Genomic DNA, 23,360 nt, shown 5'->3' with positions numbered 1-23,360 from the left:
GTCCCAGCGGCGAACGGCCGTCCGGCCCTGAGGCCGTGGAGCCACCGACCGGCGAGGAGCGGTTCGAGGAGGAAGAGCGCGCCAAGCGCATCGTCCAGCGGGACACGCTCACGATGTTGTCCGCGGACAACATCCCCGCCCCGGCCGCGCGGCCCGTCGTGGCCGAGCCGTCGCGGGCCGCCGTGTTGTCCGCGGACAACACGGCGCACGAGACCGGGCCGGGCGGGGGAGTAGCGTCGGCCGCGGTCGCCGCTTCGGAGCCGGAGATGTTGTCCGCGGACAACATGAGAGGGAACGTCGGTTGCGACGGGCCGCTCCGGCGGGCTGGAGATGTTGTCCGCGGACAACATCGATCGGCAGGCCGACACAGCCGGTGGATATGGACGGAAGGTCTGAATTGCTCTGTGTCGCGTGTGCTGACATCGGGCCAGCGGTTAGTAAACTCCCCTCATGACCGCACCAGCCATGCCCGATGACCGGGACAAGGTAGTTACCAAACTCCCCCAGCAGTTGCGGCGGGAGCTGAAGATCCGCGCCGCGACCGTCAACATCTCGATCCAGGACGCCGTCACCCAGGGCATCCAGGCATGGCGGGAGGCCGACCACCCGCTCGACCTGATCGACACCGCCCGGTCGGACTCGTTCTCCACCTACGTCCCCTCGGCGCTGTACAAGGCCTTCCGCGCGGACTGCTCGGACCGCAGGCTCAACTTCAACCAGGGCCTCGCCCAGGCGATCCGGCTCTGGCTGGACGCGAACCCGCTTCCCCACCGCAGCCGGCCGCAGACCGGAGCCCGGCGCGTGGCGTTCGGCAACCAGAAGGGCGGTGTCGGCAAGACCGCCATGTCCGCCGGTGTCGGCCAGGCCCTCGCGGAGATGGGCTACCGGGTGTGCCTGGTCGACTTCGACCCCCAGGGCCACCTCACCAAGCAGTTCGGCCACGACCACCTCCCGATCAAGGGCGACAGCCTCGTCAAGAACATGTGCGGCGAACGGCAGGCCGACCTGCGCGAGCTGCTCATCGAGATCCCGGGGGAGACGTTCGGCGACCGCCTGCACCTCCTGCCGGCCTGCACCGACGGCTTCCTGCTCGACGCCAAGCTCGTCTCCTCCCGCGACATCCGCGTCAAGGAGACCGCCCTTGAAAAGGCTCTCGGCGCCATCGAGCGCGAGTTCGACTTCGTGATCGTCGACTGTCCCCCGAGTCTCGGATACGCGATGGACAACGCGATCTACTACGCACGGACCCGCGACGGCGAGCCCGCGGGCAGCTCCGGCATCGTGATCCCGGTTCAGGCCGAGGACTCCTCCGCCGACGCCTACACCCTCCTGCGCGAGCAGATCGACTCCCTCTGCGACGACCTCGACATCACCGTCCATGACCTGGGCTTCGTCGTCAACCTCTACGACGTCCGCAAGGGCTACGTCGTGACGTCCTCGCTCGACTCCTGGAAGAGCCTCGGCCACCCCGAAGTGATCGCCGTCGTGAACGACCTGAAGGACCAGCGCGAGGCCGTGCGGATGAAGACGCCGCTGCTCGTTCACGCGCCCGACAGCGACCAGGCCGACGTCATGCGCGACATCGCGAGGAGGATCGCCAAGTGAAGGCAGCCGACCGACTCGGAACCGGGGGCGCCTTCGGGGCCATCAGCCGCGCGCCGCGCAGCGAGCGGGGCCGGGCCAAGGCCCAGGCCGAAGGAGCGATTCCGGACTACGAGATCCAGCGCCTCCCCCTGAACCGGGTCGCGCTGTGCCCCATGAACCCCCGCCGCTACTACGGCACGGAGGAGCAGCGCGAGGCTCTGGGACGGAGTCTGGCGAAGAAGCAGACCACGGCGTGTGTCGCGGTCACCCGCGCCGCCTACCTCGCGCTGTGGCCCAACCACGTCCGCCTCATCAGCGAGGAAGCCGAGTTCGTCCTCCTCAACGGCGAGCGCCGTCACCGCTCCGCCTCGCAGGTGGGGCTGGAGGTCCTCGACTTCGTGGTCCGCGACGACCTGGCGACCAGCCCGGCCGACTTCATGGACTACCTCATGGCCGAGAACGAGGACCGTGAGGACTTCAACATCATTGAGCGGGCCATGGGCCTGGAGCAGCTGCTGAAGGCCTGCGACGGCAACGCTGCCGAGGTCGCCCGCCGTCGTGGCCGGGACCGCTCCTGGGTGGGCAACCAGATCCTGCTCCTGACCCTCCCCTCGGCGATTCAGGACCGGCTGGCCGGCGGTGAGATGGCCGAGCGCTACGGTCGGCGCCTGGCCCGCGCCTACAAGGACGACAGGTCGTTGACGACCGACGCTCTCCTCGCCCTCGAAGAGCGGCTCAAGGAGGAAGAGCGCGCCAAGCGCATCGCCCAGCGGGACGCGCTCACGATGTTGTCCGCGGACAACATCCCCGCCCCGGCCGCGCGGCCTGCCGTGGCCGAGCCGTCGCGGGCCGCCGTGTTGTCCGCGGACAACACGGCGCACGAGACCGGGCCGGGCGGGGGAGTAGCGCCGGCCGAGGTCGCCGCTTCGGAGCCGGAGATGTTGTCCGCGGACAACACGGGCCAGCCCGCAGCCCTGCGGGAGGAGGACGCGGGTGCACCGGTGCCGGTTCGTCAGGAGCCGGTCGATCGTCCTGCCGAGACCCGGCAGGCCCCGCTGCCCAGGCAGACTCCCACCCCGGACCCGACGCCCGTCCCCACGGCACGTCAGCTCGTACAGGCGCTCGGAGCGACCGTCGACGAGCAGGCCGCGACGCTTCGCGCCGGGCTGGACTCCGACGGGTTCCTCGCTCTGGTCGAGGTGCTGCACTCCCACGTCTAGGCGCGTCTGCTCGCCCTCACGCGTGGCACCCGATGTTGTCCGCGGACAACATGTGGCCCCGGCATCGCCGGGGCCACGCTGCTTCTCCAGCGATCCCCGTTCCACGACGCCAGCGCTGGGCCCAGCCCTGACCGGCCACGGTCGGCTCAGGGTCTCGGACCACAGGGGCCGACAGCCGAACGCGAGCAGGCCGGGGCGGGAGCGGCGGTTTGACCGCTTCCTGGGCCGACCGACCAGAAATTGCATGTCCATGGCGGAAAACTGGCCCACAGAAAGGCCCCTTGCGGCGCCTTTCGGGATGTCGCCGGTACGTCGGGCTCGTCGACCGGTCGACAGGCCGCCAGAAGGTCCTTCTAGAGATTTTGATCATGTGATGATCGTTCTAGTGGCGAAAACCCTGCCCTTGACGTCTGTCCTGAGCGACCGCACGACTGGTCGGTGTCGGCGAGCGTCTCCTCGGGCGGATCCGATGGCCTCCCGGGCGACGGAACACACTCATGACACCCCCACGGAGTTGGCCAAGTCGGGGCGAGTGGCGGTCCTCAGCGAGAGTGGGGGCGGAAGAGCACGGCCGAAGAAGTCGGAGTCGCTTCGCGGTCCCTAGCGTGTTGACCGGGCGTGGGAGTGGACCGTCCCTGACCGGGGAGGGGCTCCTGCGCCGGTCCGTGCCGTCCCGGTCGCCCCTCTGAAGGAGCCTCGATGAACCACCCCCCAGGAATGCCAGGAATGCCAGGAATGCCGGGGATGGGGGGCATGGCGTCCTCTGTGGATACGGCCGGTGCGGTGCTCTTCATCCTCTGGACCGTCGCGATGTGGGCGGCTGTCGCCGTGCTCGCGTACGCGAACCGTGGTGTGGTCAGGCCGTGGCTGTACAAGGGCTCGGTCGGCCTGATCGGCCTCGGGGTCCTGGGTCAGCTGGGCCACTTTCAGGAGCATGTCTCGCAGGCCGGTTACTGGATCGCTCACCCGATGTCCCCGGCGTGGATGACACCGTGGGCCAACAGCCTGTCCCGCGGCCTGGGCCAGATCGACATGACCAAGCCCTCCCTGGGAATGGAGATCCTGCACCTGACCGGAAACCTCATCTTCCTCGCCGGGCTCGTCGGCATCGTGCTGATCACCAAGCGGGCCAACGGCCACCTGCAGTCCCGCAAGTGGGCCAAGATGGGCGTCTGGATGCAGGGCATCCACGGCGTCGAGCACATCGTTCTGACCCTGTCCGTCGCGCTCGGAGCGAGCCGTGCCATCGGCCTGTCGACCTGGTTCGGCACGATTCCGCCGGGCCCGGCGCTGACCACGTACCGCGTGTGGTGGCATTTCGTCGCCAACCTGATCGGCACCGGCATCCTGGCGAAGTCGCTGTACCACCTGTGGCGTGAGAAGCGTGCGGTCAAGGCCGCGTACCAGGCCGAGGGGGACGGACCCGGCGCCGAGCCGGCCGAGGTTTCCGGCGTGGACGACCGGGAGGGCGTCGGGGCCGCCGAGAACGCCGTGCCGTGCCCGGAGTGCCACCGGCTCCCGGACACCGGCGCACGTGAGCCCGTTCTGGCCGGACGCGCCGGGTAGCCGGGTCATCCCGTCTCCGGGGCCGAGCGGTCCCACAGGCTGAACCGGCGGCGGGGGAGAGGGATCCTGCGCTCGGGCGTGCCGGTCAGACAGCGCCAGCACAGGCCCCTCAGCGAGGCCGAGCGGGTGCACCGGCCGTCCCGGCCGGAGCACCGGTGCTCCGACGCGCCGGAGCCGGCCGGATCTTCGGGGGGAAGGCCCGGGGCAGGACGGGACCGGGCGATCCGCTCCTCGGCGCAGTCAAGGCACTCGCCGTCTCCGCCGGGGCGGTGCATGCGTTCGCACGAAGGACAGCAGGGCCGGGGCGCAGCCGGGGGGAGGGCACCTGCGCGGGGCCGCTCCAGGAGACCTCGTGCCTGGAGAAAACGGATCTCCACGCAGACCCGGCATTCCTGCCCGGTGTGCCACACGACGCCCGACTCGCAGGCCGGGTCGGCGCAGCCCCAGCGGGGCAGTGCCACCCCCAGCAGCCAGCGGCCGGAATCCCGGATCTCGGAGACCGTCGTGCCGGCGAGCCGGGCCGTGAGACGGGCCTGGATGCGGTCGACCGTCATGCCGTCGGACAGCTGGCGTTCGATCTCGCCGGCCACACGGCGCAGTACGTAGCCACTCAGGCCCTTGAGCAGGAAGCGGATCGGTTCGACCGCCGCATGCGTCTGCCGGCTGAAGGCCACCGGGGTGCTGGTGCGGGGTACCGCAGGCACGGTGCGGACCTGAGATGACCCATCCGCGCGGAGCGCGCTCGGGGCGACGGCGTCCTCGGGCCCGGCCGTGCGCGCCGGGCCCGCGCTCGCGCACTCAACCGGAGGTGCGCCTGCGGCGGATGGGAAAGGCGGCTCGTCATCGGGTCGGTCAATCATGTGGTCTTCCCTATACGCGAGGGATCCGTCATGGGTGAGAGGACCCGATCCGTCATCAGTGCAGGGACTCGCGGACTCCGGGTGAGGGCTCGGGACGGCCGTTCGGCTCTGACGTCCGTCGTTGACGTGGAACAGGTGGCGGCCCTGGAAGCCGGCCCGCCGGGACACCGCCATCCAGCCCTTCTCCACGATCGAGCCGATGATCCTGCCCACCGACTGGGCGGTGATGGGCTGACCGGCGCGCTCACCGCTCTGGTGGCGGAGGAAGGCGGCGATGTCGGCCTCGGCCAGCGGAAGCTTCTGGACGACGGCGTAGGCGACGACGGCGTAGGCGCGCAGCTCACGGGGCCGGAGGCACTCGCTGGCGTGGACGGGGACCCAGATGAAGCGTTCCTTGTCGTCGAGCGGCCGTACGCGGCGCCGGGCCGTCGTGCCCGTACCGCCCGGCTTCGTGCGGCGGGTGTTCTCGGGCAGTTCCGTGATGCCGTCCGGGGCGGGGGACCGGAGCTGGGTGATGGCCCGTTCCACGCTCGACTTGGAGCAGCCGAGATAGCCCGCCAGAACCTCCACAGCGGCCGTGCAGCCCTCGGGGCGCAGGCCCAGTGCCTTGACCTTGATGTACACGTTGACGGCCACGTCGCTGTAGAAGGACGATTCCACGAGCCGCATCGGTACCTTGACGCGTGTGCGGAAACGTGGTGCGACCAGGGAGTATTCCCTCGGTTCGGCGCCCGTCGAGGCACAAGGTACGGACACGGACGGGCTGAAGGTGGTGCTTTCCGGCCAGGAATGTCCTCGAAGAGGCTGGAAATCCTGATAAGTTTGGTACATGATACGGGGGTCTCCGATTGGCTCCAGCCGATTGCTTGGTCTCTAGGCGGACGAAGTCGGCTGGTTTCTGTGAGACATTGCTGTGCCTCGGCTTGGGAGCAGGGCGCAGCAACGCATTGCGCAGGTTCGAACGGGCTCGTGCAGGAAGCGTTCCTCCACTCGAAGGGTCGTGCCAGACCCGGCGGGTGGTGACGGTGAAGGTCGCAAACCCGGTGGTTGCACACCGGGTTCGATCACCGACAGCGGAGCTCCCTGCACGCCCCTCTCGGATTCATGCGTTACATCCAGTCCTCCACCCTCTCGTTGATGCCTCGTCACGCCGCCAGTCAGATCGACGTCATGTCCGTCATCTCCGCTGTCGCCGTGAAGGCGAAGGTACCGTCTTGGAGACCGTTCACGCGCACACTTCGTCGAGACCCCCCCAGTTCGGGTGATACGGACTCGGCTTCGACCCAGCACGGAGTGTCGAATTCCACGTAGCGGTTGAACGACACATCCATCGCCGTCGGCATCATCGTGCCCCGTGAGGGCTCCAACGCGTGGCCGGCCTGGCGCACCGACTCCAGCAGGAGCATCCCCGGGACGTGGTCCAGCGGGTGGTCGAACAGGACCGGGTGCGCGGTGTCCACCCGCAACTGCCAGCGCCAGCGCTCCCGTGTGGGGGCCAGGACGATGTCCTGGCTCTGACGGCGTCCCGCCGCACTGCGCGAGACCGGGTCCGGCGGTATCGGAGCCGACTCGGTCATGCGCGACGCGTCCGCCCGGCCCGCGCGCAGTCGTTCGTACAACGCGGGCGAGTAGTTGCCGAAACGGATGCTCGCCCATCCCAGGAGCGAGTCGTCGCGCACGGCGTCGATGTGCATGGTCATCGAGGCGGGCACCGACCGGTAGTAGCGGACGTCGGAGCACGTGACGTGCAGCGTGATCTCGGCGGGCTTCGCCCCGGTCCGCATGGCGTGGGGGTTCAGCGCGAACTGCAGGCGGGACCAGCCGATGTGGTGGCCGAGCGGGAGGCCGTAGCCCGTGTGGGACAGCAGCATGCCGCACTGCCGAACGGTCTCGCACAGCAGCAGAGGATCGTGCATGTCGTGTTCGGCCGTGTAGAACCCGTGGCTGCGAGGCCACTGGGCACCGACGGTGAACGTGTCCGCTCCGGCTCTTTCCCAGCTGGTCAGCAGCACTTCCGACAGCGCTGCCCTGTGGACGTACTCCCGGGCGACCGTGGTGGTCAGAGCCCGATCTGCGATCACGGGACGTTCTGATGTTGTAAGCATGCCTCTCCCCTGCGGCGTGCGTCGGTGGGGGCTCACGCACTTCTAGTCGCGCGGCCCGACCTGTAAAATAAGGGCGTTCGTTTTTTTTGTCGAGTGTGATCGGGGCACCGGATGACCGAGCCGCGCCAGCAGCGGGCCGTGAAGACGCGGGAGGCGATCGTCTACGCTGCTGCCACGATTTTCGACGAGTGCGGGTACAGCGGAGCCAGCATCAGCAAGATCATGGATCATGCCGGTGTCACCCAGGGCGGCATGTACTTCCACTTCAAGTCCAAGCAGGAGCTGGCCAAGGAGGTCATGGCCAAGCAGCAGGAGTTCGTCGACTTCCCCGTGGGCGAACCCAGTCTGCAGCGGCTGATCGACCTGACGTTCTTCATGGCGCACGCCCTCCAGACCAATGTGCTGGTGCGGGCGAGCGTCCGGCTCGCCGTCGAGCAGGGGGAGTTCGGGAAGCCCGACGCGACCGCCTACCACGAGTGGGTGGGCCAGCTCAGCTCCTTCCTGTACGCCGCACGTGACCGGGGCGAACTGCTCGACGACGTCGACGAGCGACAGTTCGCCACCCTTTTGACCGGGGCCTTCACCGGGGTGCAGATCTACTCCAACATCGCCACGGGCCGGGCGGACCTCAACGAACGGCTCATCGCGATGTGGCAGTACACGCTTCCGGCGCTGGCTCCCCCGCACGTGCGCGCGAAACTCGTGCTGAAGCCCTACGAGCAGCGGTCGGCCGCGTGACGCTGCGGAGGCTGGTGATCACCGGCGCCACCGGCTTCATCGGTTCGGCGGTACTGGCCGAACTGAACCGGATCCGGGAGGAGCCGGGGGGCGGCGCCCCGGTCCTGCGTGCGGTGGGCCGTCGGGCACCGCAGGCGCCGGGCCGGGGCGACGAGTGGATCCGGGCGGATCTGGCCGACCCCGTTTCCCTGCGCGGAAGCTGCGAGGGCGCGGACGTCCTGGTCCACCTCGCCTCCCTGGTCGGATCCGACGAGCGCGAGTGCGCCGTCGTCAACGTCGAGGGGACCGCCGCGCTGATGGCCCAGGCGCGGGAGGCCGGCGTCGGCAGGATCGTCCACCTGTCCACCTCGGCCGTCTACGGTCTCGGACCTCACCGCGGGATCCCGGTCGACGGCGTCCCTCCCGCGCCTCTCTCGCCGGCCAGCCGCACCCGGCTGGCCGGCGAGGGGCCCGCGCTGGCCGCGGGCGCGGTGGTCCTGCGTTCCGGTCTGGTGATCGGTCCCGGAGACCGCTGGGTGGTCCCCGCATTGGCCCAAGTCCTCCGATCCACCGGGGCGTTGTGGGAGGGCGGGCGCGCCCTGGTGTCGGCCGTGGAGGTCGGCGACCTCGCTCGCCTCATCGTCCGCCTCGCGCTCGGTCACGGCCCGGCCGGTGGGACGCTCTGGCACGCCAGCCACCCGGAGCCCGTGCGCGCCGGCGACCTGGTGCGGGCGCTCGTCGAGCGGGGCGTGCTGCCCGCCGTGGACCAGGACGTCTCCGTCGCGGAGTGCCTGGAGCGCATGGCGGCCGCGGGCTGCCGGGTGAGCCCGAGTCAGTTCAGGCTGATTTCGCAGGACCACTGGTACGACAGCACGGGGATCTGGGAGGCGGCCGGCTGCCCGCCGGGCCCTGGGCCGCTGGCGCGCCTGGACGAGGCCGTCCCGTGGTACCGGGAGCACCTGGCCCGCGTGTGAGCGGGGAGGGGCGTCGGAGCGGACGCGGGGCGTCGCCGCGCCTGTGGGGCTGAGGGCCCTGTCCGGGAACAGGGGTTCTCGGACAGGGCCCTCAGCCGGTCGTGCCGGACCCGCTCGGCAGCATGCCCGGTGGTCAGGCTGCCGGGCGGGTCCCCCTGGTGCGTCCAGGGGCCGCATTCCCGCTGGACGCGGCCGCACCACGTCGACGGGGGACGACGGGTGGCGCGGTGGTCTCCTTCAGTCCGACGCGCGAGGCTCGGGAACGGCCGCCGCCCCGGGCTCGCCGGTGGCCGAGACGCCGACCAGGGCCAGGTGCCACAGCCGCTTGAGCTGCCCCACGGCACTTTCGTACGCCCGCTCCGTCCCCGTCCGGCCGCGCAGGTACGCCTCCGCTCCGTCGAGCAGGTGCTCGACCAGCGTCGTGACGTCCGCCGGGAGGGCGTCGTCGCGAAGTTGGCCACTTTCGTATGCCTGGTCGAGCAGTTGACGGACCGTCGGGAGCCACAGATCCGACCAGGAGGCGCTGCCCGGCCGCTCGCGGGAGAGCCGGATGGCGGAGCGTACGGCGGTCTCCTCCTCCATCAGCCGGGCCAGCTCCAGGCTGAGGTCGACCACCGCGCACAGCGCCGGGACCGGTTCACGGTCCATCTGCTCCAGCGCTGCCACGGTGACCGCCTGGCCCTCCTCGAACACCGCGTCGGCGAGCTCGTTCTTGGACGGGAAGTGGAAGGTGACGGCGCCGATCGAGAGCTCGGCGACCTTGCTGATCTGCGCCAGTGACGTGCCGTGGTACCCGGCGCGGTCGAACTCCGCCGCGGCTGCCCGCACCAGGGCCATGCGCGTACGTACTGCCCGCTCCTGCTTCACCATTGCGTCTCCCGGTGAGCGCTGACCGCCGGGCGCGCGTGCGGCGCGGTTCCGTACCGTCGGTGCACTGATCCGGATTTCTTTACTGAGTCTACCTTCACGTCGGAGAACCATTCTTCGATGCCTGCATGCCTCGCACAAGGCGGAGTTGCCGAAGATGTCACGGTGCTCACGGCAGCCTCGGATGCCGCTGCGGGCGGGAGCCGAGGGCCTGTCCGGCGGCCGTGCCGCGGCGGCCGCGGTCCTCGTCCGTCGGGCCGCGGCTGTGCTGCGGTGCGTGCCGGGCGCGGGGGCCCGACTTGGCGAAGTGGTTCAACGGTTCTCCCAAGTCGTAAAAAAAAGAGGACGTTCGCTATTCTTTCACGGTGCTCGCCTGCCGCCGGCAGACACTAGGGAGGGAACGCGCCATGGTCATGCACGTCTCGGTGGGCTCTCGGGCCTCGATGCCGGTGTTCGTCGAGCGGGTCTTCGAGTGCCTGCCGCGAACGGACCAGCGCCGATGGGCGCAGATGTACGTACAGAGCCTACTCACCACTTCGGGCAAGAAGTCCGTGCGCAGGCTCGCCGCCGCCGTCTCGGACTCGCCCACCGCGTCCCAGTCCCTGCACCAGTTCGTCAACGCCAGTCCCTGGGACTGGTCGCCGGTCCGCGGCGAGCTCGCCCGGTGGTCCGAGCGGCACATGGCCCCGCGGGCCTGGGTGCTCGACCTCGCGGTGCTGCGCAAGAGAGGCGAGCACTCCTGTGGGGTGCACCGCCGCTTCGTCCCCGAGACCGGACGCTCCGTCACCTGTCAGGTCGGCGTGGGCGGATTCCTCGCCACGCACGACACGGCGGTGCCCGTCGACTGGCGGCTGCTGCTGCCCGGGTCGTGGGCCAAGGACCCCGAGCGCCGCCGGCGGACCCGTATTCCCTCGGACGTGGGCCAGCGCTCGCTGGAGCAGCACGCCCTCGACGTGACCGACGCCCTCGCGGCCGCCAGCCGGACGGTGCCGGTGCCCGTCGTCGCGGACCTGGGGGAGGCGACGGGGGCCGCGGCGTTCGTGCGGGGGCTCGCCCAGCGCCGCCGTGACTTCGTCGTCGCCGTTCCCGGCGGCCTCCAGGTCCTGGCGGGCCGTCACCTGTGGCTGCAGCGGCCGAACATGACCGAGGGGCAGGGACTGCTGCTCGCGGCCCGCAGCCTCTTCGAGTTCGACGCGACCGGCCTGACCCGTTCGGAGACCGTCGGCCCGTGGGGCGGCCAGGGGCGGCACACCACCGTCATGTCCAGCTTCGTACGGCTGCCCGAGCCGGCCTCGGCCGGGACGCAGGTGCACCGGACGTACCGGCTGTTCGCCGTGCGGTCCGAGCGCGGGCGCCAGCCGGTGAAGCTGTGGCTGACCAACCTCACCCACACCCGGACCGAGGAGATCCTGGCGCTGACCGGGCTGCTGGACCGGACCGCCGAGACCGTACGGGAGCTGGAGGACGGGTTCGGCCTGCTCGACTTCGAGGGGCGCTCGTTCCCCGGCTGGCACCACCACATGACGCTGGTGTCGGCCGCCTACGCCTACCGCCGGCTCGGCGGCCCGGGCGGGGGCGGCGGGGAACCGCTGCTGCAGGCGGCCTGAGGCCCTGCGGGCAAGCGCCGTGGGGAGCGACGACACCTCCGCGTCCGCGGCCGGCCGGGGCGCGCGCCGCGCTCGGGGAAGCGGCCGCCGCTTCGCCGTACCGGTCCTTTCACGGAACTCGTGATGTGCATAGGGTGTGCGAATGCTGAGACACACGTACGAGGGACAGGACTGCAATCTGGCACGGACGTTGGAGGTCGTGGGGGAGCGCTGGACGTTGCTGATCGTCCGTTCGGCCCTCCTCGGTATCCAACGCTTCGACGGTTTCCTCGGCAACCTCGACATTGCTCGCAACGTCCTGACCAACCGGCTGGCCCGCCTGGTCGAACACGGGCTCATGGAGCGGGTCCCCTACCAGGACAAGCCCGTCCGCTACGAGTACCGGCTCACCACGACCGGCCGCGATCTGACGCGGGCCGTCATCGCCCTGATGCAGTGGGGCGACCGGAACCTGCCGCAGGAACTGGGGCCGCCGCGCCGCGCCGACCACATCGGCTGCGACGGATCGATCCACGTGGAGTTGCACTGCTCGCACTGCGGCCGCCGGGTGCACGACGAGGAAGTGGACGTGCGTCCCATCCGCTGACCGGACCCCGCTCCGGGCCCGCTCACCGCTCGAAGATGCCTGAGTGCGCTCGAACGGCGCCGGTGGCGTCGCAAGCGCATGGACGAAGATGCCCCGCCCGAGCCCGGACACACACGATGTGGCCTCCGGCCGCCGACAGCGCGGCCCGTACGAGGAGGCATCCGTGCCCGCACTGGGAGCACTGCGCAGGCTGGCCATGGCCCCGACCCTGGACCAAGTGAGCTTCTCAGGGCGCGGTTTCCCCGTCGAGCCGAGCGCGCGCACCCGCAAGCTGGAGGCCGTTCCGCAGGCCGTGGTCACCGGGTTCGAATGGGGCATCGAGGACCGCGACCTGGCGACGACGGAGCGTCGGCTCTCGCTCGTCGACCCCGAAGTGCGGGGCTTCGCGTACGAGGGCGCCACCATGGCCTGCGCGATCCGCGACGTGATGGGCCCCAAGGGCCACCGCACCCGCGACCTGCTGCGCGGCGGCGGCGAGCGGCACATCTTCCTCAACTACATCGGCATCGGCTTCGCCATGGCCAAGCTGCCCCGGCCGACGTGGAAGAAGGTCGTGCCGGACCTGACCGAGCCGCGGTACTACCCCGCGATGAGCTGGCTGTGCGTCGACGGATACGGCTTCGACCGCGCCTACTTCGACACCGAGCGGTGGGTCGGCGAGCAGCGCCTGGACACTCCCTACCCGTGGGACGGCGACGCGCACTATTTCCAGCGCGCCTTCGACCAGGGGGTGGGGCGGGCACTGTGGTTCATCCACGGCGGACACGTCGGCGACGTCTCGGCCGCCGTGCGCGCCTTCGCCACAGGACGGCAGAGCGACCTGTGGAGCGGTGTGGGCCTGGCCGCCACCTTCGCCGGGGGCGCCACCGCCGCCGACCTCGCCGCACTGCGCGAGGAGGCGGGGCAGGACCGGTACCACCTGGCGCAGGGTGCGGTGTTCGCCGCCAAGGCGCGCCACCACGCCGGGTTCGTCCCCGAACACAGCCGGGCCGCCGCCGAGGCGTTCACGGGCCTGAGCGTGGAGGCCGTCGCGCTGCTCGCCGACGACACCGCCGCGGCCGCCGCCGAGGCCGGTGTCGGCCCCGCGTACGAGGTGTGGCGCCGCAACGTCCGCGAACGGCTGCGCACGTCGGCGGCCGCCCGAGTCTGACGGCCCGCCGATTACCCGCCGTTTTCCCGCCGATTGCGCACGGCGGAAGTAGAGCCCCTCCCCGACCCCTGGATAGATTCCGTTTACTGGGGAATTCAGGGTTCTATGAGGGGCGGTCTGCTTCGGTGTCCACTGTTATCGGCGCGCTTCGGCGCCGGGTACTCACACCTCCTGTCTCCGAGACGACGATGGAGGTGCGCGGATTCCATGTGAAGAACCCGGAATCCAAGGCGCGTCTCGAGCACATCGGTGAGGTATTCCTTCAGGGATATGCCTACGCCGTGGAGGCGGGCTCGGCGGCCGAGGCCGAGGAGATGCTGGAGACCGTCCCCCGGGACATGCGCGGATTCGCGTACGAGGGCGCGGGCATGGGCGCGGCGGTGCACGACTCGCTGCCGGGCCACAGCGGCCGGCTGGAGGGCCTGCTGGCCGGCAAGGGCCGCCACCACGACTACATGATCTACGTCGGTGTCGGCTGGGCGATGGCCCGCCTGCCGAAGATCCTCTGGCCGGACATCAGGAAGACCGACCCGCTGCTGCGCTGGCTCGCCCTGGACGGCTACGGCTTCCACCAGGCGTACTTCAAGACCGACTCGTACGTACGCACACCCGCCGCCGAGCACCCGTTCCGCTGGCACGGCGGACACGATCACTACACCTCGAACGCCATCGACCAGGGCATCGGCCGCGCCCTGTGGTTCGTCGGCGGCACCGATCCCGATGTCGTGACCGGGCTGATCTCCTCCTACCCGAAAGCGCGGCACAGCGACCTGTACGCCGGCGCGGGCCTCGCCTGCGCCTACGCGGGCGGTGTCACCGAGGCCGAGCTCGCGCACTTCGTCGAAGGGGCCGGGGAGCACCGCTGGGCGCTCGCCCAGGGCTCCGCGTTCGCCGTCGAGGCCCGCATCAAGGCCGGCACGACCATCGACCACACCCACCTCGCCGCCCGCGTCGTCTGCGGTACGACGGCGCAGAAGGCGGCCGCCGTGTGCGTCGGGCTGCGGCCCGACACACGCGGTCAGGGCGCATCTCCCGCATACGAGTCGTGGCGGCGGGACGTTGCCGCGGAACTTGCTTCTCTCTCCCTTACCCGGAAAGGTGCCGATCAGTGACGGCCAAAAAGAACTGGGTGCGTAGAAATGCACCAGGAATTGTCGCTCTTGCCTTGATGGTCGGCACCTTCCTCGGTGTGCGCCTGCCCGTGTCCTCGGCGGCCGATGCCGAGAATCTCGCCAAGAATTACGCTTTCGAGCCGCTGTCGATCGCCATGCCCGCCGGATATCCCAAGCAGGAAGTCCGCAAGGTCAACAAGGCCTACAAGCACATCGAGGGCTGGATCTCCTCGGTCGGCGCCGGCATCGCCGTCAACGACATCGGCGGCACCGGCCTGCCCAACGACCTGTGCGTGACGGACCCGCGGATCAACCAGGTGGTCGTCACCCCGGTGCCGACGCGCAAGGACGACGCGTACGCGCCGTTCGTCCTCAACCCCAAGCCGCTGGGCTACAACGACGCCACGATGGCGCCGATGGGCTGTGTGCCCGGCGACTTCACCGGCGAGGGCAAGATGGACCTCCTCGTCTACTACTGGGGCCGAACCCCGGTCATCTTCAAGAACCACCACGTGAAGGGGCAGCCGCTGACGGCCGCCGACTTCACGCCCACCGAGCTGCTGCCGGGCAAGCCGGGCGCGACGTACACGGGCCCGCTGTGGAACTCCAACGCCGCCGCGGTCGCCGACTTCGACGGTGACGGCCACGACGACATCTTCATCGGCAACTACTTCCCCGACAGCCCTGTCCTGGATGAGACCAAGGACGGCGACGTGGTGATGAACCGGTCGCTCTCGCACGCCGACAACGGCGGCGGCGGCCACTTCTTCCGCTGGACGAAGGACGGCTACGAGCTCCAGGACGGCGCCCTCCCGCTGAGCCTGTCCCACGGCTGGACGCTCGGGGCCTCCGCGGCGGACCTGGACGGCGACCACCTGCCGGAGCTGTTCCTCGCCCACGACTTCGGCACCTCCGCGCTGCTCCACAACGTCTCCCACCCGGGCAAGATCCAGTTCGAAGAGGTCAAGGCCGAGCGCACCGGCACCGCGCCCAAGTCGAAGGAGCTCGGACACAGCTCGTTCAAGGGCATGGGCGTCGACTTCGCCGACCTGAGCCACAACGGCATGTACGACATGTTCGTCAGCAACATCACCACCTCCTTCGGCATCCAGGAGTCGAACTTCGCCTTCATGACCCAGGCGAAGAGCAAGGCCGAGCTCAAGGCGAGCTTCGACAAGGGCGTGGCCCCGTACAAGGACGAGTCCACCGACCTGGGCCTGGCCTGGTCCGGCTGGGGCTGGGACGTCAAGACGGGCGACTTCAACAACAGCGGTGACGCCGTGATCGCCCAGGCCGACGGCTTCGTCAAGGGCAAGACCAACCGCTGGCCGCAGCTCCAGGAGCTGGCCACCGCCAACGACGCCCTGACGAGCAACCCGATGTGGTGGCCGAACGTCCGCCACGGCGACGACCTGGCCGGCGGCCAGGCCATGCACTTCTTCGTCAAGGACAAGGAGAGCGGCAAGTACGTCGATCTCGCCAAGAACCTCGGCATGGCCGAGCCCGTCCCGACCCGCGGCCTGGCCACGGCCGACGTCGACGGCAACGGCCTCCTCTCCCTGGCGGTCGCCCGCCAGTGGGGTGACCCGGTCTTCTACCACAACGTCACCAAGAACCCCGGCTCGTTCCTGGGCCTCAAGCTCAACCGCGAGAACGGATCGCCCGCCGTCGGCGCGGAGGTCTGCGTCGAACTGCCCGACGGCACCAAGCGCATCGGCCGCGTCGACGGCGGCGGCGGCCACTCCGGCAAGCGCAGCACCGATGTCCACATCGGCCTCGGCGTCGGCCTCACGGGTCAGCTGCCGGTGATGCTCAGCTGGCGCGACACCGACGGCGGCGTCCACGAGCAGGAAATGAAGCTGGCCCCCGGCTGGCACACCGTCGAGCTCGGTGCCCAGGCGAAGGAGAAGTGACCATGGCCGCAACCCTGACGGCTGCCCCGGCCCCCGCCGGCCCACGCCACAACCCGAAGGTCGTCACCGCGCTCCGCCGGTTCGCGATCTCCATCTCCGTGCTCAACGTCTTCGGTTACACGGTGCTCGGCTTCGAACAGCCCTGGACCTGGCCGCTCATCGCGCTGGCCACCTCCTACTCGCTGGAGATCGTCCTCGAGGTGCTCGGCGCCCGCGCCGAGGGCCGTGACCCGCGCTTTCGCGGCGGGGGCCTCAAGGGCCTGGTGGAATTCCTCTACCCGGCCCACATCACCGCCCTCGCGGTGAACATGCTGAGCTACGTCAACGACCGCGTCTGGGTCATGGTCTTCGGCGTCATCGTCGCCGTGGGCACCAAGTGGGTGCTGCGCGCCCCGGTCAAGGGCCGGATGCGGCACTTCATGAACCCGTCGAACTTCGGTATCGCGGTCATCCTGGTCCTCTTCCCGTGGGCCTCGATCGCGCCCCCGTACCAGTTCACCGAGTACATCGACGGCGGCTTCGACTGGCTGGTCCCGGCGATCATCCTCACGCTCGGCACGCTGCTCAACGCCAAGCTCACCGAGCGCACGTGGCTGATCCTGGCCTGGGTCGGCGGCTACGCCCTCCAGGCGATCATCCGCGGTCTGATCTTCGACACCTCCATCCCCGCGGCCCTCGCGATGATGACCGGCGTGGCGTTCGTGCTCTTCACGAACTACATGATCACGGACCCGGGCACGACGCCCTCCTCCAAGTGGGGCCAGATCGCCTTCGGCGGCGGCGTGGCGGCCATGTACGGCGTCCTGACCGGCCTGCACATCGTGTACGGCATCTTCTTCGCCACCGCCCTCGTCTGCCTCATCCGCGGCGCCTTCCTGTGGAGCGTCGACATCGTCGCCAGGAAGCGCGCCGCGGAGGCCGCCGAGAAGGCCTCCGCGGACAGGGCCGAGGCCGTCACCGCCGTACTGCCGGCCCAGCCGGCCTGCGGCTGCGCCGGCGAGTGCGCCTGCCCCGCCCCGGCCCGGGCCGCCGCGTGCCCGAACGGCTGCGCCGACACCTGCGCCTGCCCCGCCCCGGCCGCCGAGAAGGAGCTCCAGGACAAGATCGCGGTGGCGGCATGACCCGTATCGCCATCGTCGGGATGGCCTGCCGCTACCCCGACGCCTCGACCCCCGGCGAACTCTGGGACAACGCCGTCGCCGGACGGCGGGCCTTCCGCCGCCTGCCCGACGAGCGGATGCGCCTGGACGACTACTGGGACTCCGACCCGGCCACCCCGGACACCTTCTACGCCCGCAACGCCGCGGTGCTGGAGGGCTACGAGTTCGATCGGATCGCCCACAAGATCGCGGGCAGCACCTTCCGCTCGACCGACCTCACCCACTGGCTCGCCCTGGACACCGCCGGGCGCGCGCTGGCGGACGCCGGCTTCCCGGCCGGCGAGGGCCTGCCGCGCGAGCGCACCGGCGTCATCGTCGGCAACACGCTCACCGGCGAGTTCGCCCGCGCCAACGTGATGCGGCTGCGCTGGCCGTACGTGCGGCGCGTGATGGCCGAGGCCCTCGCGGGCCAGGAGGACTGGGACGAGACCCGCGTCGCGGAGTTCCTCGACGACGTCGAGGCCGCGTACAAGGAGCCGTTCCCGGCCATCGACGAGGACACCCTCGCCGGCGGTCTGTCGAACACCATCGCGGGTCGGATCTGCAACCACTTCGACCTCAACGGCGGCGGCTACACCGTCGACGGCGCGTGCTCCTCCTCGCTCCTGTCGGTCACCACCGCGGGCACCTCGCTCATCAACGGCGACATCGACGTCGCCGTCGCGGGCGGCGTGGACCTGTCGATCGACCCGTTCGAGATCATCGGCTTCGCCAAGACGGGCGCGCTCGCCAAGGGCGAGATGAGGCTCTACGACCGCGGCTCCAACGGCTTCTGGCCCGGCGAGGGCTGCGGAATGATCGTCCTGATGCGCGAGGAGGACGCCCTCGCCGGCGGCCACCGCATCTACGCGACCATCGCGGGCTGGGGCGTGTCCTCCGACGGCCAGGGCGGCATCACCCGGCCCGAGGTCAGCGGCTACCAGCTGGCCCTGCGCCGCGCCTACGAGCGCGCCGGGTTCGGCATCGAGACGGTCCGCCTCTTCGAGGGCCACGGCACCGGCACCGCCGTCGGCGACGCCACGGAGCTCACCGCCCTCATGGGCGCGCGGGCCGCGGCCGACCCCGACGCGCCCGTCGCCGCGATCAGCTCCATCAAGGGCATGATCGGCCACACCAAGGCCGCCGCCGGCGTCGCGGGTCTGATCAAGGCGGCCATGGCCGTCGACAACCAGACCCTGCCGCCCGCCATCGGCACCGTGGACCCCCACGAGCTGCTCGCGCAGGACGGCGCGAACCTCAAGGCGCTGCGCAAGGCCGAGACCTGGCCCGCGGGCGCGCCCCGCCGGGTCGGCATCACCGCCATGGGCTTCGGCGGCATCAACACCCACGTCGTCCTCGACGAGCCCGCCGGCCGGCGCCGGGTGGCCCCGAGCCGCCGCACCGCCATGCTCGCGAACTCCCCGCAGGACAGCGAACTGCTGGTGCTGGAAGGCCACTCGCCGCGCGGGCTGCTCGCCCGCGTCGGGGAGGTCGCCGGATTCGTCGCCCGGGTCTCCTACGGCCAGGTCGGCGATCTCGCCGCGACCCTCCAGCGCGAACTGCGCGGCCTGCCCTACCGCGCGGCGGTCGTCGCCTCCTCGCCCGAGGACGCCGAGCGCCGCCTGCGGCACCTGGCCGACCTGATGGAGTCGGGGGAGACCTCGCACACCTCCGCGGACGGCCGCAGCTTCCTCGGCAAGGCCACCGGACGCGGCCGCATCGGCTTCCTGTTCCCCGGCCAGGGCTCCGGCCAGGGCACCGGCGGGGGCGCGCTGCGCCGCCGCTTCCCGGAAGCCGCCGAGGTCTTCGACCGTGCCGGGCTGCCGACCTCCGGCGACACGGTCGCCACCGATGTGGCGCAGCCCCGTATCGCCACCGGTTCCGCCGCGGGCCTGCGGGTGCTGGACTCGCTGCGCCTGGAGGCGTCCGTCGCCGTCGGGCACAGCCTCGGCGAGCTGTCCGCCCTGCACTGGGCCGGCGCCATCGACGAGGACACGCTGCTGGCGGCGGCCCGGGTGCGCGGCAAGGCGATGGCCGAGCACGGCGACTCGGGCACCATGGCCTCGCTGGGCACCGGCCCCGAGGGGGCGAAGCGGCTCATCGCGGGCCTGCCGGTCGTCATCGCGGGCTACAACGGGCCTCGGCAGACGGTCGTCGCCGGTCCCGTCGACGCCGTCGAGGAACTCCGGGTGCGCGCCGAGCGGGCGGACGTGAGCTGCACGCGGCTCCCCGTCTCGCACGCCTTCCACTCGCCGCTGGTCGCCGCCGCCGCCGACTCCTTCGGCGGCTGGCTCGCCGACGCCGGTTTCGGCCCCGTCTCCGGGAAGGTCGTCTCGACCGTCACCGGAGCCGAACTGGAGCCCGGCACCGACGTGGTGGAGCTGCTGAGCCGTCAGATCACCGACCCCGTCCGCTTCACCCAGGCGGTCGAGGCGGCCGCGGCCGAGGTCGACCTCTTCATCGAGGTGGGCCCCGGCCGGGTGCTCAGCGGCCTCGCGCAGGCGGCGACCGGGATCCCGGCCGTCTCGCTGAACACGGACGACGAGTCGCTGCGGCCGCTGCTCCAGGTGGCGGGTGCCGCGTTCGTCGCGGGCGCCCCCATCGCCCTCGACCGGCTCTTCCAGGACCGCCTGATCAAGCCGCTGGAGGTCGGGCAGGAGTTCAGCTTCCTGGCCAGCCCCTGCGAGCAGGCGCCGCACGGCACCGAGCAGGTCACGCCGCAGGCCGCTTCCGCGCCCGCCGCGGCCTCCCGCGGCGCGGGCGCCGCGTCGGCCAGGGCCGCAGGCGCCGCCAAGGCCGCCAAGGCCGCCAAGGCCGCCAAGGAGGCCAAGGAGGCCAAGGCCGCCAAGGAGGCCAAGGAGGCCAAGGAGGCCAAGGGCGTGAAGGCGGCCGAGGTCGAGCAGGACCGGCCCGCCGAGGCCGCGGCCCCCGCCGAGGGCGGTACGGCCGCCCTGGAGGTGCTGCGCGGCCTCGTCGCCGAGCGCGCCGAGCTCCCGGCCGACCTCGTGGACCCCGGCAGCCGTCTCCTGGACGACCTGCACATGAGCTCCATCACCGTCGGCCAGATCGTCAACCAGGCGGCGTCCCGGCTGGGGATCGCCGCGGCGCAGGTGCCGACCAACTTCGCGACGGCCACCCTGGCCGAACTCGCCGAGGCCCTCGACACCCTGGCCAGCACCGGCGGGGCGGCGCAGGACGACGCCGCCGCCCCGGTGGTCGCCGGCGCGGTCACCTGGGCCCGGCCCTTCGCGGTGGACCTCGACGAGGTCGCCCGGCCCCGCACCGCGCCGGCCGAGGCCGACGGCCCCTGGGAGCTGTTCGCCCCCGAGGGCCAGGCTCCGGCCGAGCGGCTCCGGCAGGAGCTGGAGCAGGCGGGTGTGGGCGCCGGTGTGCTGGCCGTGCTGCCCAAGAACTGCTCCCAGGACCAGCTCGTGCAGGTCCTGGACGCGGCCAAGAGCGCCCTCGCGGGCCGCCGCGACCGCAGGTTCGTCCTGCTCCAGGACGGCCGCGGGGCGGCCGGTCTGGCCAAGACCCTGTACCTGGAGGCACCGCATCTGCGGACCACCATCGTCCACACCCCGGTGACGGACGACGTGGTGGAGCGGGTGCTGGCCGAGGTGGCCGCGACCGCGCGGTTCGCCGAGGTCCACTACGACGAGGCCGGCGTGCGCCGCGTCCCGACACTGCGGGCCCTGCCCGTGGCGCAGGAGCGCGAGGACGCGCCGCTGGGCTCCTCGGACGTGCTGCTCGTGACGGGCGGCGGCAAGGGCATCTCCGCGGAGTGCGCCCTCGCGGTGGCGCTGAGGACCGGTGCGAAGCTGGCCGTGCTCGGCCGCTCCGACCCGGCCGCCGACGGGGAACTCGCCGAGAACCTGCGGCGCATGACCGACGCGGGCGTCACCGTGCACTACGCGCGGGCCGACGTCACCGACGCCGGCCGGGTGCGGGAGGCGGTCGCCGAACTCGAGGGCGCCCTCGGCCGGATCACCGGCCTGCTGCACGGCGCAGGACGCAACGAGCCCGGCGCGCTGACCCAGCTGGAGGCCGAGGACTTCCGGCGCACCTTCGCGCCGAAGGTCGACGGCCTGCGCACCGTCCTGGACACCGTGGGCGCCGGCAACCTCAAGCTGCTGGTCGCCTTCGGCTCCATCATCGGCCGGGCCGGACTGCGCGGCGAGGCGCACTACGCGACCGCCAACGAGTGGCTGGCCGACCTCACCGAGGAGGTCGCCCGCACCCACCCGCAGGTGCGCGCCCGCTGCATGGAGTGGTCGGTGTGGTCCGGCGTCGGCATGGGCGAGAAGCTGTCCGTCGTCGAGTCGCTCGCCCGCGAGGGCATCACCCCGGTCTCCCCGGACCAGGGCGTGGAGATCCTGCTGCGGCTGATCTGCGACCCGGACGCACCCGTGGTGACGGTGATCAGCGGCCGGACGGAGGGCATCGACACGGTACGCCGGGACCTGCCGGCCCTGCCGATGCTGCGGTTCACCGGCAATCCGCTGGTGCGCTACCACGGCGTGGAGCTCGTCACCGAGGTCGAACTGAACGCGGGCACCGATCCGTACCTGGCCGACCACCTGCTCGACGGCAACCTGCTGCTGCCCGCCGTGATCGGCATGGAGGCCATGGCCCAGGTCGGTTCCGCCGTCACCGGCCGCACCACCGCCCCGGTCATCGAGGGCGCCAGGTTCCTGCGGCCCATCGTGGTCCCGCCGAACGGCAGCACCCGCATCCGCATCGCCGCGACCGTGACCGGCGCCGACACCGTCGACGTGGCCGTCCACGCCGAGGACACCGGCTTCGTCGCCGAGCACTTCCGCGCGCGGCTGGTCTACACCGAAGCCGCGGCGCCGCAGGGCCCGCCGCTCCAGGTGCCCGTCGACACCCCGGTGGTCCCCCTGGACCCGGCGAAGGACCTCTACGGCAGCGTCCTGTTCCAGGGCGCGCGCTTCCAGCGCCTGAGCCGCTTCCACCGGGCCGCCGCCCGGCACGTCGACGCCGACGTGTCCGTGCAGCAGCGGCCGCAGGGCTGGTTCGCGGGCTTCCTGCCGGGTGAACTCCTGCTCGCCGACCCGGGCATGCGCGACGCGCTCATGCACGGCAACCAGGTGTGCGTCCCCGACGCCACCCTGCTGCCGTCGGGCGTGGAGCGCATCCACCCGCTCGGCAACGGCTCGCACGTTCCCGACCGGCTGCGGTACGCCGCAGTCGAGCGCAGCCGCGACGGGGACACCTACGTGTACGACATCGCGGTCCGCGCCGAGGACGGCACCGTCGTCGAGCGCTGGGAGGGCCTGACCCTGCACGCGGTGCGCAAGACGGACGGGTCCGGCCCCTGGGTCGCCCCGCTGCTCGGCCCGTACCTGGAGCGCGCGCTGGAGGACGTCCTCGGCGCCCGCATCGCCGTCGCGGTCGAACCGCACGGTGAGGCGCGGGTCGGTTCGGTCGCGCAGCGCCGCAGCTTCACCTCCGACGCGGCGGCCCGTGCCCTGGGCACCCCGGTGACGGTCCACCACCGCCCCGACGGCCGCCCGGAGCTGGAGGGGAGCCGGCACATGTCGATGTCGGCGGCCCACGGCCTGGGTGTCACCGTCAGCGCGGTCGCCGGCTCCGAGGTGTCCTGCGACATCGAGGCGGTCAGCATGCGGCCCGCCGCGGAGTGGCGCGGCCTGCTCGGCGAGCACACCCCGGTGGCCGAGCTCGTCGCCAAGGAGACGGGCGAGGCGCCCGACACCGCGGCCACCCGCGTGTGGAGCGCGTCCGAGTGCCTGAAGAAAGCCGGGATCATGGCGGGCGCACCGCTGACGCTGCTGCCGAGCCGCAAGGACGCCTGGGTGGTCTTCGCCGCCGGGAACCTGCGGATCGCGACCTTCGTCACCGCGCTGCGCGACGCTCTGGAACCCGCCGTCTTCGCCTTCCTGACCCACGAAGCGGATCTCATCGAAGGGCGGTCCTAGACC

The 23,360-nt window shown here is 71.3% G+C and carries 16 protein-coding genes; 12 read left to right on the top strand and 4 right to left on the bottom strand.

Translation table 11 applies throughout. The annotated features are described in order from the left end of the window. Nucleotides 1-450 precede the first annotated feature (450 nt). The 3 genes from ACH4E7_RS31030 (at nucleotide 451) to ACH4E7_RS31020 (ending at nucleotide 4,370) form a co-directional block, all read left to right on the top strand. Nucleotides 451-1,605 (top strand): ParA family protein, encoded by a 1,155-nt coding sequence (locus tag ACH4E7_RS31030; RefSeq protein ID WP_396252482.1) that lies wholly within the window; start codon nucleotides 451-453, stop codon nucleotides 1,603-1,605. After that, nucleotides 1,602-2,804, top strand: coding sequence for a ParB/RepB/Spo0J family partition protein (locus ACH4E7_RS31025; protein ID WP_396252481.1), 1,203 nt, complete (start codon nucleotides 1,602-1,604; stop codon nucleotides 2,802-2,804). The genes ACH4E7_RS31030 and ACH4E7_RS31025 overlap by 4 nt, the downstream gene beginning before the upstream one ends. Nucleotides 2,805-3,503: 699 nt before the next feature. Further along, the gene (locus tag ACH4E7_RS31020) at nucleotides 3,504-4,370 is read left to right on the top strand and encodes a DUF6008 family protein (protein WP_396252480.1); all 867 of its coding nucleotides are present in this window, start codon (nucleotides 3,504-3,506) and stop codon (nucleotides 4,368-4,370) included. Between the two features lie 5 nt (nucleotides 4,371-4,375). Here ACH4E7_RS31020 and ACH4E7_RS31015 read toward each other — a convergent pair whose 3' ends face one another. Together ACH4E7_RS31015 and ACH4E7_RS31010 are read right to left on the bottom strand one after the other, a co-directional pair. Then, nucleotides 4,376-5,899, bottom strand: coding sequence for a hypothetical protein (locus ACH4E7_RS31015; protein WP_396252479.1), 1,524 nt, complete (start codon nucleotides 5,897-5,899; stop codon nucleotides 4,376-4,378). A 488-nt stretch (nucleotides 5,900-6,387) separates the two neighbouring features. After that, a complete protein-coding gene (locus tag ACH4E7_RS31010) occupies nucleotides 6,388-7,311 on the bottom strand; it encodes a ScbA/BarX family gamma-butyrolactone biosynthesis protein (protein WP_396252478.1) in 924 nt (307 codons plus the stop codon). 135 nt (nucleotides 7,312-7,446) lie between these two features. Between ACH4E7_RS31010 and ACH4E7_RS31005 the strand changes: the two genes are divergently transcribed. Then, a complete protein-coding gene (locus ACH4E7_RS31005) occupies nucleotides 7,447-8,073 on the top strand; it encodes a ScbR family autoregulator-binding transcription factor (protein WP_396252477.1) in 627 nt (208 codons plus the stop codon). Beyond that, nucleotides 8,070-9,026 (top strand): NAD-dependent epimerase/dehydratase family protein, encoded by a 957-nt coding sequence (locus tag ACH4E7_RS31000; RefSeq protein ID WP_396252476.1) that lies wholly within the window; start codon nucleotides 8,070-8,072, stop codon nucleotides 9,024-9,026. Before ACH4E7_RS31005 ends, ACH4E7_RS31000 begins: the two co-directional genes overlap by 4 nt. Nucleotides 9,027-9,263: 237 nt before the next feature. Here the strand turns inward: ACH4E7_RS31000 and ACH4E7_RS30995 are convergent, their stop codons facing one another. Together ACH4E7_RS30995 and ACH4E7_RS30990 are read right to left on the bottom strand one after the other, a co-directional pair. Then, entirely contained in the window at nucleotides 9,264-9,896 is a 633-nt protein-coding gene (locus ACH4E7_RS30995; protein WP_396252475.1) for a TetR family transcriptional regulator, read from the bottom strand. A gap of 166 nt (nucleotides 9,897-10,062) precedes the next feature. Beyond that, nucleotides 10,063-10,209, bottom strand: a complete 147-nt coding sequence (locus tag ACH4E7_RS30990) for a hypothetical protein (protein ID WP_396252474.1) — start codon at nucleotides 10,207-10,209, stop codon at nucleotides 10,063-10,065. 91 nt (nucleotides 10,210-10,300) lie between these two features. On the opposite strand from ACH4E7_RS30990, the gene ACH4E7_RS30985 reads away from it, so the two are divergent. The 7 genes from ACH4E7_RS30985 to ACH4E7_RS30955 all read left to right on the top strand — a co-directional run bounded on the left by ACH4E7_RS30985 (nucleotide 10,301) and on the right by ACH4E7_RS30955 (nucleotide 23,357). After that, the gene (locus ACH4E7_RS30985; RefSeq protein WP_396252473.1) at nucleotides 10,301-11,500 is read left to right on the top strand and encodes an IS701 family transposase; all 1,200 of its coding nucleotides are present in this window, start codon (nucleotides 10,301-10,303) and stop codon (nucleotides 11,498-11,500) included. Between the two features lie 142 nt (nucleotides 11,501-11,642). Then, a complete protein-coding gene (locus ACH4E7_RS30980; RefSeq protein WP_396252472.1) occupies nucleotides 11,643-12,086 on the top strand; it encodes a winged helix-turn-helix transcriptional regulator in 444 nt (147 codons plus the stop codon). Nucleotides 12,087-12,249: 163 nt separating this feature from the next. Next, complete coding sequence (locus ACH4E7_RS30975) at nucleotides 12,250-13,236, top strand: DUF1702 family protein (protein WP_396252471.1); 987 nt, start codon at nucleotides 12,250-12,252, stop codon at nucleotides 13,234-13,236. A 125-nt stretch (nucleotides 13,237-13,361) separates the two neighbouring features. Beyond that, nucleotides 13,362-14,348 carry a DUF1702 family protein gene (locus ACH4E7_RS30970; RefSeq protein WP_396252470.1) on the top strand — a complete coding sequence of 329 codons (987 nt, stop codon included), beginning with the start codon at nucleotides 13,362-13,364 and terminating at the stop codon, nucleotides 14,346-14,348. Nucleotides 14,349-14,404: 56 nt separating this feature from the next. Beyond that, a complete protein-coding gene (locus ACH4E7_RS30965) occupies nucleotides 14,405-16,261 on the top strand; it encodes a CRTAC1 family protein (protein WP_396252469.1) in 1,857 nt (618 codons plus the stop codon). A 2-nt stretch (nucleotides 16,262-16,263) separates the two neighbouring features. Then, nucleotides 16,264-17,382 (top strand): enediyne biosynthesis protein, encoded by a 1,119-nt coding sequence (locus tag ACH4E7_RS30960; RefSeq protein WP_396252468.1) that lies wholly within the window; start codon nucleotides 16,264-16,266, stop codon nucleotides 17,380-17,382. After that, nucleotides 17,379-23,357, top strand: a complete 5,979-nt coding sequence (locus ACH4E7_RS30955) for a type I polyketide synthase (RefSeq protein ID WP_396252467.1) — start codon at nucleotides 17,379-17,381, stop codon at nucleotides 23,355-23,357. Before ACH4E7_RS30960 ends, ACH4E7_RS30955 begins: the two co-directional genes overlap by 4 nt. The last annotated feature ends 3 nt before the right edge of the window (nucleotides 23,358-23,360 follow it).

It is taken from the genome of Kitasatospora sp. NPDC018058 (genome assembly GCF_044327205.1).
Classification (GTDB): domain Bacteria; phylum Actinomycetota; class Actinomycetes; order Streptomycetales; family Streptomycetaceae; genus Kitasatospora.
The sequence above is the reverse complement of the archived record's forward strand: the minus strand, read 5'-3'. Positions and strand labels throughout refer to the sequence as shown.